Here is a 12,390-nt window from a genome sequence, read left to right as displayed (position 1 = left end):
ATCAGCTCTCCGCGCTGGGTAATTCGGTTGTTGCTCGAGAACTATTGCGGCATCTTAGTCTGTTTTTGCGTATGGCTGTGCTCGATGTTGCCGTATCATAAGCCGTCGCAAACGTGAAATAGAAAGAAGGAATCCCATATGCAACTGGTAAATATCGTACGCGAGCGCTGGAAGGGTGTCTTGTTCTGCCTGATCATCGCCATCCCTGCGTCGTTGCTCGGCAAACAGATTGAGGTGGTCGGTGGGCCGGTATTTGCCATCCTCTTTGGCATGGTTCTGGCGCTCGTCTTTCCCAAGAATCGTCGCGAACAGCTCGCCGCCGGCGTCACCTATACGTCTAAAAAAGTCTTGCAGTACGCGGTTATCCTGCTTGGCTTTGGCATGAACCTCTCGCAGATTCTGTCCAAAGGCGCCCAGTCGTTGCCGATTATCGTGGCTACGATCTTGACCTCGCTCATCATCGCCTTTGTGCTCTGCCGCGTTATGAACGTGCCGGGCAAGATCGCGACGCTTGTGGGTGTGGGTTCGTCGATTTGCGGCGGTTCCGCCATCGCCGCGACCGCGCCTGTCATCGATGCCGACGATCGCGAGATTGCCCAGGCTATTTCGGTCATCTTCCTGTTTAACGTTATCGCGGCGCTCGTGTTTCCAACGCTTGGAGGCATGCTTGGGCTGACCAACGAGGGCTTTGGCCTGTTTGCCGGTACCGCTATCAACGACACCTCGTCTGTAACGGCTGCGGCGAGCGCCTGGGACAGTATGCATCCTGGCGCCAATGTGCTCGAGAGCGCTACGGTAGTCAAGCTCACCAGGACGCTGGCTATTATTCCCATCACGTTGGTCCTCGCATGCTGGCAGATGCATCTGGCGCGCAAGGCCGGCGGCGACGCCAAAAGCACGTTCTCCCTTAAGCGCGCGTTTCCCATGTTTGTGCTGTTCTTTGTGCTGGCGAGTGTGGTCACCACAGTGTTTCAGCTTCCCGCGTCCGTTACGGCGCCCATCAAGGAGCTGTCGAAGTTCTTTATCGTGATGGCCATGGCGGCTATTGGCTTTAATACCGATATCGTCGAGCTGGTCAAAAAAGGCGGCAAGCCCATCGCATTGGGCTTTTGCTGCTGGATTGGCATTGCGTGCATGGGTTTGGGAATGCAGCACGTGCTGGGAATCTGGTAGAGGAGTAGCCCATTTACGTGCTGGTTGCTGGTGGCCGCATCCTCGCGGTGGAGCGATAGGAGCTCTTGCGGGTATGGCTTGTCCGCAGGTTAATAGATCCCGAAGAGCTCTTATCGCCCCGCCAGGATGGCGATGCGGGGCAACACCTATACTCGCAGGACGGCGCTTTCTGCCCTATAGTGTTTGGTGAGCAATATCGTTCAATTTTGAAACACTCGGTCGTGCGACCGTCGGCGGTTGTACGTCGCAGCGGACAGGGGCAAATCATGGATAGCGATGCCAAGCTGAAGATCTTGAGCGATGCCCTAGCTGCTGCCGGGGCCTCGGCATTGGCAATCGATGCGCGTGGGGACGTCGCGATCTCGACCATGAATGACGCGGCGCTTGAGCGGGATGTGGCGGCTTTTGTCGCTGAGCGCCTCGACCGCATAGGAGACGGCGCGCGTCTGGTTATGGGGCGTGCGGGTACGCGCCTGAGCCTGACCGTTCGCCCCACCGATAAAGAGGGCGGGGGCCTTTGGGTCATCGTGGTCCGCGAGGTGCGCGCCGCCGCGGCGCATGCGGGCATCGAGTGGCTCAACGCCGACGAAGTTGAGGCCCGCTACGAATCGAGCGCATACGGCATCGTCGAAGACGCGGCAGCGGTCGCTGCCCCCGTACGGGAGAGCTATGCGCGCGGAGTGCCCCTTATGCTCGAGGGCGAGCTGGGCGCGGGACAGGATCAAATTGCAAAACCCCTGTACCTGGATGGACCCTATGCCGATCAGCCCTTTGTGTCCGTTGCGCTCGATGAGCTTACGGATCGCGGTTGGCGCCATCTGCTCAAAAGTTCCGAATCGCCGCTATTCCAAACGGGGCTGACACTTTGCATGGGCGGCTGGCATGCCGTTGGCCCCCAACGCCTGCGCGAGCTCGTGTCCGCAATGATCGACACGGCGCTCGCAACTCGTTGCCATGTGGTGTTGACGGCAAACGACATGCCAGGCGGCGGCGAAAGCGATCAGGCTGCTTTTGTAACCGAGCGTCTGGCCTGTGCAGTGAGTGTGGCGCCGGCGATTGCCGAGCAGGGCGGCGCGTCGGAAAAGGTTGCGCGCTATCTGGAGTATCTGGCAGATATGTTTGAGACGGCAACACCCGCCTTGTCGTCCGCGGCGGCAAAGACACTCGATGCCTATCGATGGCCCCGTAACTATCTACAGCTTCGTGAGGTTTCGGAACGACTTTATATATTATTGAGGATGGGTACGGCCGAGCGGGCGGTGGCGGAGGAGGTGCTCGCTCAGGAGGACGTTATCAAGACCGCGACCTTTGGTGCCCCGACGCTCGATAGCGATCTGTATATCTTGCGCCCACTGGCCGATACCGAGCGCGATATCGCGCGGCTGGTCGTAGGTCACCTTCACGGCAATAGGACCCGAGCTGCCGAAGTGCTAGGCATAAGCCGTACGACCCTGTGGCGCCTGCTGAAGGACGACGACCGTTAAGCGAGGCGCCCGTGACCGCGCGCGGCGCGTGTGATACAGTCCAAAGCAGTATTGTTTCGACTGTGTTACGGCGTGCGGGGAGTATGGCGGAGACTTCAAAAACAAATCGGGTTCGAAAGCCCGCGGCGCCGGTCAACCGTCGCACGACTTCACGGACGTGGGGCAAAAGCGCCTCGGGGTTCGACGGCTCGTTCAAACGCACTAAATATGGTTATCCTTCGGCAAGCGCTCGCTTGGCCATGCAGGCCGAATCATCGCTGTGGGGCCGTAAACGTGTGGTGGGGTCAAAGCTCAAGCACGATGGAACGCTCGGCTACATTAGCCGTGGCGCTGCTCGCCGTAGCGGCCTCAATCCCGCAGGCTGGCATCGCTATGTTCCGATCGCGGTCGTTGTCGCGGTGATTGTCATCGCGCTCGCGGCGCTCGGTTACGCCGGCGGCGGGGCCAATCTGGACGCAATGTTTAAGTCGCCCGAGCTCGCGCATGCAGGCACAGAAGTTGTCGAGGGCGTTCAGACCCAGACGGGCGTCGCGCCCCAGCGCGGCATGGTCGCAGCCGCTGCCACCATTGCCGATGCTCAAAAGGATGAAGGCGAACAGGGCGATGGCGCCGAAGCGACTCGAACGAATGAAACGACGACAAATCCATCGGCAAGATAAGTTGCTAGTGGGGTAGCAAATTTGGGACGGGGCCTTTTAGCTGCCCATGTGTCGAATGCCAGCAGCAGCTCATTCGATGTCAGTCGCCAACAGCGAGCGGGCCGCATTTGCGCCAAGGTGACGCGAAATGAGAGGGCGCTGACCTTCTTCGCGTCCTCGAAATTGAACGTCAAATTGGCGTGAATGCGGCCCGCGCAGCGTCAGCAGGTCCGCCGTTCGGTAGAACGGCGGAACAAATTACCTAACGTACACCACGTTGTCGCGGCGGGGCTTTGCCTCGGGTAGCGTGTCCTCGGCATAGCCCAGAATGCAGTTACCGACACCACGCAGGCTGCCGTCGGCGGGCAGGCCCCAGCTGGCCAGCAGCTCCAGGCCCTCGGGCGAGTCAAAGACCTCATGCGCGCGGTGAATCCAGCACGAATCGACACCCAGTGCATAGGCGGCGTTGAGCAAGTTGCCCATGGCGAGCGAGCCGTCTTCCAGATGTGTGGGCACGCTGCGGTCAACCAGCACCACCACAACGGTCTTGGCGCCATAGAAGGGGTCGCTGTTGCTGCCCATGACCTGGGCGTTGAGCTGTGAGAGACGCTCGACGGTCGCGGGGTCGGTGACGGCGACAAACGTCACCGGCTGGCGGCCCATGCCGCTCGGTGCATATTGGCCGGCTTCGATAATACGTGCAAGCTTTTTGGCCTCGACGGGACGATCGCTGTATTTGCGGCAGCTGCGGCGGTGAATGAGTGCTTCGATAGTCTCCATGGTGTCTCCTTGCGGTGGCGTTGCAGATGCCCCGTTCCTACCCGTCGGGCTCAAACGATAGACGGTCAAGTGCCCGGCAAAAGGATAGATTCCAATTGGGAAAGTGGGTTTGCATAAAAGTACCTTTAAAATGTGACAAGCCAATGGGATGGTTAAACGTTTTATCCCGTCTGCCCTGCGGTTTTTACCACTTGCCTAAATGACGAACGCATAACCTCTGATAAAGGTTTTACTAAAGGAGTACCAACGTTTATCAACGCGCCGTGGTGGCGCCGGGCCAGGAGGTAACTATCATGTTCCAGGCTGGAGATGTCGTCGAGACCGATTTCGAAGGATTTCTGAAGCTGCTGCGTTCCAAGACACGCGCTTTTGTGACGATTGACGATCACGAGTACTACATCACGCACACCGATGGCTATTGGCGTGTTCAGGATTGCGAGGCCCTCAACGATAAGGGCCACTTTACTGACTGCTCCGAGCTGGTCAACACGCTCTGCGAGGTCGTCGAGCTGCCTTGGATCTGCGGCAAAAGCCTGCACGATAGCTTCTCGGGCGCTACGGTCTACGAGGCTGTCGCCGCTTAACAGGCAATGAAACCCGATTTTCACGTGACCGCTGGCGCCGCCCCCGCGCCGGCGGTCTTTTTCTGCCGATAGGTCATAAAAGTGCAGGCATTTGCGGAGAACCTGTTGACGATAGTCAAAGCTCGGACTAATCTAGAGACACGAAATTGGTCAAAAATCGGACAATCGAATGGTGGGATAGATGAATAGTGCGGTTACGCCGGTCGACTTCGACCGGTTGCTCAATGGACTTGACCATATCTATTCGGAGTTCTCGCGCGCCTGCGGCCTTTCGGACTGCGCTTACTGGATGCTCGTCGATACCAGCACGGCAGGCGGCAGTATTGCCGTAAGCCGTCTGACAAGCGAATGGTTCTACAGCAAGCAGACCATCAACTCGGCAATTAAAACCTTGACGGCGCGGGGCTTCGCAACGTTGGAGTTTGCCGAAGGCAGCCGTAAGAACAAGGTTGTGCGTTTGACCGAAGCGGGCATGCGGTTTGCCGAGCAATATGCGCTGCCGGCGCAAGAAGCCGAGCAACAGGCTTTCGAAGTGCTCGAGCCCTGGGAACAGCGCGAAATCATGCGCCTCATCGAAAAATTTTCCCATGCGCTCGGCGATGAGTGCGATGTCTTTAAGCAGCATATCGCTGCCGAGAATCAAGGTGAGGGTGAGTCGTGCGACTGTTAATGAGGTTTTTGAAGCCCTATCGAGGGCTTGTCGCAGTGACGCTGCTGGCGCTGCTGGTGGATAACGTCGGTACGCTGTTGGTTCCCACGATGCTGGCGAACATGGTCAACACCGGTATTACCACGGGCGATGTCGACTACATCTTATGCAACGGCCTATACATGTTTATCGCGACGAGCATGGCGAGCGGCGGCACGGTGCTGGGCTGCTATCTTTCGGCGCGTCTGGCGGCTAACGTGGCCTGCGACATCCGCAATGCCGTCTACGACAAATCACTCGAGCTGTCTGCCAGCGATTTTGAGCGCTTTGGCACCGGATCGATGATCACGCGCTCACTCAACGACATCAACGTGATTCAACAGGCTGTCCTTCAGACGATTCAGCTGGTGCTGCCCGTGCCGTTCTTGGCTGTGGCGGGCATCATCTTCGCCTGGTTTATCGATCCGGCTATGGGCATGCTTCTGGGCGTCGTGGTTGCGATCGTGCTGGTTGCGGCGGTCTTTACGGTTGCCAATGCGGCACCGATTTTTATGCGCCTACAGGGTTTTATCGACCGCATGAACGTGGTGCTGCGCGAGAATATTGTGGGCGTGCGCGTTATTCGTGCTTTTAATAAAGAGCATCACGAGGAGCGGCGCCTGGACGAGGTGTTTAGCGACTACGCCGCCAACGCCATAAAGGTCAACCACCTGTTTGTGGGCCTTGACAGCTCCAGCTTCTTTTTGATGAACATCGCCGAGGTGGCGGTGCTGTGGGTGGGCGGTAACCGGGTGGGCGCCCACGCCATGCAGATTGCGAGTATCTCGGCGGTGCTGGAGTATGCAATTCTGATCCTGTTCTTTGTGATGATGGCCCAGATGGTGGTGCTGACGCTTCCGCGTGCTGCCGCGTGCCTGAACCGTGCGCAGCAGGTGTTGGAGATTGAGCCGAGCATCGTGGACGGCGAGCGTACGCTGGGTGACGGGACGCCTGCCTCCGAGGACGATGCGGATGCTGTTGCCGTGTTCGACCACATGTCGTTTCGCTTTGACGACGCCGACGAGGATACCCTGTGCGACCTGAGCTTTGCCTGTCGTCGCGGTCAGACGACCGCGATTGTGGGCTCGACGGGCTCGGGCAAGTCGACGGTGGCAAAGCTTCTGCTGCGCTTCCACGATGCCACCAAGGGCGCCATTCGCCTGGACGGCATCGATCTGCGCGAGCTTTCGCAAGATGAGATTCGCGGGCGCATCGCCTATGTGCCGCAGAAGGCGTGGCTGTTCTCGGGCACCGTGGCAAGCAATCTGCGCTTTGGCAACGAGGACGCGACCGAGGCGGACATGCTTCATGCGCTGCAGGTTGCCCAGAGCACCTTTGTGCTCGATCAGCCGCAGGGGCTCGATACTCCGGTTGCCCAGGGCGGTACGAACTTTTCGGGCGGCCAGCGCCAGCGTCTGGCAATCGCCCGTGCGCTCATGAAGCATGCCGATCTGTATATCTTCGATGACAGCTTTTCGGCCCTGGACTTTAAGACCGATGCGGCCTTGCGCCATGCGCTGCAGGACGAGACGCGCGACGCCGCGGTGCTCATCATCGCGCAGCGCATCTCGACGATTTTGCATGCCGACCAGATTGTCGTGCTCAAGGATGGCGAGGTCGTGGGCCTGGGCGCGCACGAGGAACTTATGGAAACCTGCGAGGTGTACCGCGCCATCGCGGAATCGCAGATGAAGGGAGGTGAGTAGCATGACCGAGGAGCTCAAGAAGCGCAGCGACGCTATCGATGCCGTCGTTGTGGACGCGGCCGAGGAAGCGGTCGAGCAGTCTGCCGCGTCGACCGAGCTGGATGCCGCCGCCAGGGCCGCGGCCGAGCGCGAGGCTCGTCGCCAGGCGCTGTACGAGGAAAACGAGCGCGCCGAGGACGAGCGCGCCCGTGCCGAGGCAGAGCGTATGCGCGACGTGGACGACGAAGAAGAGGACGAGACGCCCCGGGATACCTGGGCGACGGTGCGCCGCTTGTGGAGCGAGGCCGCCGGCGACCATTGGCGCTTCTATATTGTATTCGCGAGCATTGTGTTCTACGTCATCTTTAACACCGCCGCGCCGGCATATAGCGCCCATGTTATCGACGAGCTGTGGGGCCATATACAGGTGGCGTTTGCCAGCGGAACGACCTTCAGCATCACCTGGGACCAGTGCGGTAAGACCATCTTTGTCTACTTTTTGATCTGGACGGCCGCCGGATCGTTCTATGCGCTGCAGAGTTTTTTGATGTCGAGCGTCGCCGAGCGACTCAACTTGCGTCTGCGCAACCGCATCGCGCAGAAGCTCAGCCGCCTGCCGCTCGCCTACTTTGACGCGCATCGCCCCGGTGAAGTGGTCAGCCGTGCGACCAACGACTTGGACAAGATGTCCGAGAGTATGCAGCGCGGATTGCTGCAGCTGCTGGTATCGATCGGTACCGTGACGGGTGCCATCATCATGATGTTTGTCTATAGCGTCAAGCTCACGTTGGTCTTTTTGGGCTTTACGGCGGTATCGTTGCTGGTGACCAAGGTGGTTTCGCGCCGAACGCATGATGTGACGGGCGAGCGTCAGGAGTGGGTGTCCAAAATCACGAGCGCGGTCGAGGAAGGCTATTCAGGCCGTTTGGTGATTCGCGCATTCAACCGCGAGCATCAGAGCTCTGCCGAGGTGCACGAGGCCTCGAGGGAGCTAGCGCGCGTGAGTACCAAGGCCGACTTTATGATCAATGCCGTAGGCCCTGCGGTTCGCTTTATCGGCCGTTTGGCGCAGATCGTGATCGCGCTGGTGGGCTGCAGCATGCTGGTCGCCGGCCACATGACCGTCGGCGTGTTCCAGGCGTTCTTCCAGTTTATCTACGGGGCGTCCGAACCCATGACGCAGCTGTCGTTCACTTTCAACTCGCTGCAGAGCGCGCTGGCGAGTGCGGAGCGCGTGTTCGACCTGCTCGATGAGCCCGAGATGGAAGCCGATCCGCTGCCGGGTGATGCTGCCAGGCTGCCGGGTCGCATTGAGGGCCGTGTCTCCTTTGAGCACGTGCGTTTTGGTTATTCGCCCGACAAGCCGCTTATGCGCGACGTGTCGTTTACCGCCGAGCCGGGCCAGAAGATCGCCGTGGTGGGAACCACGGGCGCAGGCAAGACGACACTCATCAACCTACTCATGCGCTTCTACGAGATTGACGGCGGGCGCATTACGCTCGACGGCGTGGACACGAGCTGTATGGACCGCGGCGAGCTGCGCCAGCAGTTTGGCATGGTGCTGCAGGACGCCTGGCTGTTTGACGGCACGATTGCCGAAAACATCGCCTACGGCTGTCCCGAGGCGACGCGCGACGAGATCGTGGCGGCTGCGCGCGCCGCGCAGGTCGACTTCTTTGTGCGCACCATGCCGCAGGGTTATGACACGCGGGTGGCAAACGATGCCGAGAGCATTAGCCAAGGGCAGCGTCAACTGCTGACCATCGCACGCGTGCTGCTCAACAACCCGGCGATTCTCATCCTGGACGAGGCGACGTCGAGCGTGGACACGCGTACCGAGCTCGCCATCGGTCGCGCCATGGACGCGCTTATGCGCGGGCGCACCAGCTTTGTGATCGCGCATCGCCTGTCGACGATCGTGGACGCCGACCTAATCTTGGTCATGGATCACGGCAACATTATCGAGCAGGGCACGCATAAGGAGTTGCTGGCTGCCGAGGGCGCCTACGCCGACCTCTATCTGAGCCAGTTCGCATAATGCGACATGGGGACGGCCCCCTTGTCGCATCAGAAATAAGGCGCGCCGGGGATAGATTCCCTGGCGCGCCTTTGCGCTGGCATGAATGTTGTCATTGGCCGTCCGCGTCTAGCGTTCGTCCACAAGTTTGGCAACGAGGGCTTTGAGCTCGGCTACCTCTTGCTCGAGTTCTTTGACGCGGCGGGCGTTCTCGGTGATGCCCTGACGGTTGAGGGCGGACTGCTCGGCGGCATCGTCAGGCATGTACTCGCGGTGCTGCTTGGCGTCGAAGCTCTCCTCGAACACGCGGCAGCCGTTGCGCTTGATGATGCGTCCCGGTACGCCCACGACGGTGCAGTTGTCGGGCACGTCCTTGACGACAACCGAGTTGCCGCCGATTTTGACGTTGTTGCCGATGCGAATGTTGCCGAGCACCTTGGCGCCCGTGCCCACGGTGACGTTGTTGCCCAGGGTGGGGTGGCGCTTGCCGGTTTCGTTGCCGGTGCCGCCAAGCGTGACGCCCTGGTAGAGCACGCAGTTGTCGCCCACGATGGTGGTTTCGCCGATGACGACGCCCATGGCGTGGTCGATAAAGAAATGCTTTCCGATCTGTGCAGCGGGATGAATCTCGACCCCGGTGATGTGGCGGGTGATTTGCGAGAGCACACGGGCGAGCGAGCGATGACCGTGCTCCCACAGCCAGTGCTCGGGCACGTGGTTCCACTTGGCGTGCAGGCCAGGATAGGAAAGGAAGATGACCAGACCGTTTTGCGCGGCGGGGTCCTGTGCCTGGACGGTCTTGATGTCCTCGCGAATGGTATTGATAAAGCTCACCGGCCGCCCTCCCTTAGCGCCATGGCAATGCGATTCAATAAAGTATAGCGATTCGCTAGGGATTAGGAAGAATAATCTTGGCGGCTTTGCATGACAGGTGTCAGTTATGCAAACTTACTGGTAATGGAGTCATGCTTTTGTGGGGTTGCGCACGAGGGGGCACCGCAACCGTATACTGGTCAACTTGGACGTATCCGCGCCCACAACTGAGAGGTTTTACTTCATGGGTTTCATCAATTTTATCGCCGAGCTACTCAAAGACCCGCGCACCGCGATTGCCAGCTGGATCGCCGCCGGCCCGCTTATGGCCTACGGCTGCGTGTTCCTCATTATCTTCGTTGAGACAGGCGTGGTGTTCTTCCCGTTCCTTCCCGGCGATTCACTGCTGTTTGCTTCGGGCTTCTTTGCCCATAACGGTGGCTTTAACATCGTGGCCCTGCTGGCCGTAGCATGGGCCGCTGCCATCCTGGGAGACCAGTGCAACTTTATGATCGGTCACTTCTTTGGCAAAAAGATCATCGCTTCGGGCAAGGTCAAGGCCATGACGCCCGAGCGTATCAAAAAGTCCGAGGACTTCTTGGACAAGTGGGGTCACCTGGCCATCTTCCTCGGCCGCTTCTTCCCGTTTATCCGCACCTTTGTGCCCTTCATTGCCGGCATGGGCGGCATGCACTGGCGCAACTTTGTCATCTACAACGTGCTGGGCGGCATTACCTGGTCGACGGTCTTTACACTGCTGGGCTACTTCTTTGGTGGCATTCCCTTTGTGCAGGAGCACTTTGAGTTGCTGATCATTGGCATCGTAGCCGTGTCGATCATCCCGACTGTAGTCGGCCTGGTTAAGGCTAAGCTGGGAAAACAGAACGCCTAACTCGAGCCGGCGCGAATAATAGTGTCAAAGAGGCCCGTCACCGCTTGCGGTGGCGGGCCTCTTTTGCTTCGGTCAAATGAAAATACTTTACTTAGTTAAAGAAAAACGTTTTATCCGACGCGCGCGGGGAGTACAATCTCGTCCATGCGAATCGACGTGCCATCGGCTTCGATGTTGCCCGCGTGTCCCGTCCGGCTCTACGCTCCGGGCGTGCGACGTTGCGACACGGTCGGCCTCGGTCCTTGCGTGCGGGTTCGCGAGTATGCAACTGTGTATGTAAGGAGCGACATATGACTGTCGAGAAGAAGGATATCGATTGGGGTAGCCTCGGCTTTGGCTACATGAAGACCGATTACAGCTACGAGGCTCATTGGAAGGATGGCGAGTGGGACGAGGGCGGCCTGACCACCGACCACACCATGCATGTCTCCGAGTGCGGCGGCATCTTCCATTACTGCCAGGAGGTCTTTGAGGGCCTGAAGGCCTACACCGCCGAGGATGGCAGCATCGTCTGCTTCCGTCCCGACATGAACGCTGAGCGCATGTATAACTCTGCCCAGCGCCTCGAGATGCCCCCGTTCTCCAAGGACAAGTTCGTTGAGGCCGTCAAGCAGGTCGTTTCTGCCAACGCCGCCTGGGTTCCGCCTTTCGGCTCCGGTGCGACCCTGTACGTGCGTCCGTTTATGATTGGCTCTGGTGACGTGATTGGCGTGGCTCCTGCTCCTGAGTACACGTTCCGCATTCTCGTGACTCCGGTCGGTCCGTACTTTAAGGGCGGCCTTAAGCCCGTTAAGCTGCGCGTTTCCGAGTATGACCGTGCAGCCCCGCATGGCACCGGCAACATCAAGGCCGGCCTGAACTACGCCATGTCCCTTAAGCCCACGATGGAGGCCCATCGCGAGGGCTATGCCGAGAACCTGTATCTTGACTCCGAGTCTCGCACCTATGTCGAGGAGACCGGTGGCGCCAACGTCCTGTTCGTGAAAGAGGACGGCACCCTCGTCGTTCCGCAGTCGCACACCGACTCGATCCTGCCCTCCATCACCCGTCGCTCGCTCGTTCAGGTCGCTCAGGACCTGGGCATGACCGTTGATCAGCGTCCCGTCGAGTGGGCCGAGGTCAAGGCCGGCACCTTTGTCGAGTGCGGTCTGTGCGGCACCGCTGCTGTTATCTCCCCGGTCGGCGAGATTGACAACAAGGTTTATGGTGCCGACGAGACCGTGACCTTCCCGGCTGGCTGCACCGAGATCGGCCCTGTTATGAAGAAACTTCGCGAGACCCTGACTGGTATTCAGTCTGGTGCTGTTGAGGATAAGCACAACTGGGTTTACACCGTCGCGTAAGCTGTCTTGTATGTTCGGTCCGAGGGCGACCTTCCTTTCCGGCGCGTCCTCGGACATGAAAGAACCCCCGCTGCGCACTGAACTGCACCCCAAAACTTGGACGGCTTAAATAAGAACTACGCCGCAAGGGGCTGGTTCCGGAACTCCTCCGGGGTCAGTCCCTTCAGTTTAACCTGGCGCCTCCTCGTGTTCCAATGGGCGACGTACGCGTCCAGGTCCGCCTTGAAGGACTCGAAGTCGGGCCATGTCCTTCCCCGGAAGAACTCGTCCTTCATGTGGCCGAAGACCTGCTC

General features: G+C 59.4%; 12 protein-coding genes. 9 read left to right on the top strand and 3 right to left on the bottom strand.

From position 1 onward, the window contains the following. Positions 1–138 precede the first annotated feature (138 nt). The 3 genes from ACTQ1S_RS08090 (at position 139) to ACTQ1S_RS08080 (ending at position 3,316) form a co-directional block, all read left to right on the top strand. Positions 139–1,173, top strand: coding sequence for a YeiH family protein (locus ACTQ1S_RS08090; protein WP_154517801.1), 1,035 nt, complete (start codon positions 139–141; stop codon positions 1,171–1,173). A 266-nt stretch (positions 1,174–1,439) separates the two neighbouring features. Then, a complete protein-coding gene (locus ACTQ1S_RS08085) occupies positions 1,440–2,657 on the top strand; it encodes a helix-turn-helix domain-containing protein (RefSeq protein ID WP_441547477.1) in 1,218 nt (405 codons plus the stop codon). A gap of 83 nt (positions 2,658–2,740) precedes the next feature. Continuing rightward, the gene (locus ACTQ1S_RS08080) at positions 2,741–3,316 is read left to right on the top strand and encodes a hypothetical protein (protein WP_441041390.1); all 576 of its coding nucleotides are present in this window, start codon (positions 2,741–2,743) and stop codon (positions 3,314–3,316) included. Positions 3,317–3,553: 237 nt separating this feature from the next. Here ACTQ1S_RS08080 and ACTQ1S_RS08075 read toward each other — a convergent pair whose 3' ends face one another. After that, positions 3,554–4,075 (bottom strand): nitroreductase family protein, encoded by a 522-nt coding sequence (locus tag ACTQ1S_RS08075; RefSeq protein WP_427794362.1) that lies wholly within the window; start codon positions 4,073–4,075, stop codon positions 3,554–3,556. A gap of 293 nt (positions 4,076–4,368) precedes the next feature. Here ACTQ1S_RS08075 and ACTQ1S_RS08070 point away from each other — a divergent pair, with 293 nt between their 5' ends. The 4 genes from ACTQ1S_RS08070 (at position 4,369) to ACTQ1S_RS08055 (ending at position 9,070) form a co-directional block, all read left to right on the top strand. Next, positions 4,369–4,659: a CDP-alcohol phosphatidyltransferase gene (locus ACTQ1S_RS08070; RefSeq protein WP_154517819.1), complete on the top strand. Its 291-nt coding sequence runs from the start codon at positions 4,369–4,371 to the stop codon at positions 4,657–4,659. Between the two features lie 181 nt (positions 4,660–4,840). Beyond that, positions 4,841–5,329 (top strand): MarR family winged helix-turn-helix transcriptional regulator, encoded by a 489-nt coding sequence (locus ACTQ1S_RS08065; protein ID WP_441054518.1) that lies wholly within the window; start codon positions 4,841–4,843, stop codon positions 5,327–5,329. Continuing rightward, entirely contained in the window at positions 5,329–7,053 is a 1,725-nt protein-coding gene (locus tag ACTQ1S_RS08060) for an ABC transporter ATP-binding protein (protein WP_441547485.1), read from the top strand. The genes ACTQ1S_RS08065 and ACTQ1S_RS08060 overlap by 1 nt, the downstream gene beginning before the upstream one ends. Before the next feature lies 1 nt (position 7,054). Then, positions 7,055–9,070, top strand: a complete 2,016-nt coding sequence (locus ACTQ1S_RS08055; RefSeq protein ID WP_441064245.1) for an ABC transporter ATP-binding protein — start codon at positions 7,055–7,057, stop codon at positions 9,068–9,070. 108 nt (positions 9,071–9,178) lie between these two features. On the opposite strand, the gene cysE is transcribed toward ACTQ1S_RS08055, so the two are convergent. Next, positions 9,179–9,883 (bottom strand): serine O-acetyltransferase, encoded by a 705-nt coding sequence (cysE, locus tag ACTQ1S_RS08050; RefSeq protein WP_441016642.1) that lies wholly within the window; start codon positions 9,881–9,883, stop codon positions 9,179–9,181. Positions 9,884–10,106: 223 nt separating this feature from the next. Between cysE and ACTQ1S_RS08045 the strand changes: the two genes are divergently transcribed. Together ACTQ1S_RS08045 and ACTQ1S_RS08040 are read left to right on the top strand one after the other, a co-directional pair. Beyond that, positions 10,107–10,754 (top strand): VTT domain-containing protein, encoded by a 648-nt coding sequence (locus ACTQ1S_RS08045; RefSeq protein WP_154517831.1) that lies wholly within the window; start codon positions 10,107–10,109, stop codon positions 10,752–10,754. Positions 10,755–11,044: 290 nt separating this feature from the next. Further along, complete coding sequence (locus tag ACTQ1S_RS08040; RefSeq protein ID WP_441547476.1) at positions 11,045–12,097, top strand: branched-chain amino acid aminotransferase; 1,053 nt, start codon at positions 11,045–11,047, stop codon at positions 12,095–12,097. Positions 12,098–12,213: 116 nt separating this feature from the next. Here the strand turns inward: ACTQ1S_RS08040 and ACTQ1S_RS08035 are convergent. Further along, a partial coding sequence (locus ACTQ1S_RS08035) for an IS3 family transposase (protein WP_441547284.1) occupies positions 12,214–12,390 on the bottom strand: 177 nt, incomplete at its 5' end.

Origin of the sequence: Collinsella sp. LCP21S3_D3 (assembly GCF_052118305.1) — a bacterium.
GTDB lineage: Bacteria > Actinomycetota > Coriobacteriia > Coriobacteriales > Coriobacteriaceae > Collinsella.
Note: the sequence above shows the minus strand (reverse complement) of the source record. Positions and strands in the feature narration are given on the sequence as shown.

What these genes read in the sequence shown, in the direction of transcription:
- ACTQ1S_RS08055 (WP_441064245.1), top strand. Translation starts at nt 7,055, where the DNA reads ATGACCGAGGAGCTCAAGAAGCGCAGCGACGCTATCGATGCCGTCGTT.
- ACTQ1S_RS08070 (WP_154517819.1), top strand. Translation starts at nt 4,369, where the DNA reads ATGTTCCAGGCTGGAGATGTCGTCGAGACCGATTTCGAAGGATTTCTG.
- ACTQ1S_RS08090 (WP_154517801.1), top strand. Translation starts at nt 139, where the DNA reads ATGCAACTGGTAAATATCGTACGCGAGCGCTGGAAGGGTGTCTTGTTC.
- ACTQ1S_RS08075 (WP_427794362.1), bottom strand. Translation starts at nt 4,075, where the DNA reads ATGGAGACTATCGAAGCACTCATTCACCGCCGCAGCTGCCGCAAATAC.
- ACTQ1S_RS08040 (WP_441547476.1), top strand. Translation starts at nt 11,045, where the DNA reads ATGACTGTCGAGAAGAAGGATATCGATTGGGGTAGCCTCGGCTTTGGC.
- ACTQ1S_RS08060 (WP_441547485.1), top strand. Translation starts at nt 5,329, where the DNA reads ATGAGGTTTTTGAAGCCCTATCGAGGGCTTGTCGCAGTGACGCTGCTG.
- ACTQ1S_RS08085 (WP_441547477.1), top strand. Translation starts at nt 1,440, where the DNA reads ATGGATAGCGATGCCAAGCTGAAGATCTTGAGCGATGCCCTAGCTGCT.
- ACTQ1S_RS08080 (WP_441041390.1), top strand. Translation starts at nt 2,741, where the DNA reads ATGGCGGAGACTTCAAAAACAAATCGGGTTCGAAAGCCCGCGGCGCCG.
- ACTQ1S_RS08065 (WP_441054518.1), top strand. Translation starts at nt 4,841, where the DNA reads ATGAATAGTGCGGTTACGCCGGTCGACTTCGACCGGTTGCTCAATGGA.
- ACTQ1S_RS08045 (WP_154517831.1), top strand. Translation starts at nt 10,107, where the DNA reads ATGGGTTTCATCAATTTTATCGCCGAGCTACTCAAAGACCCGCGCACC.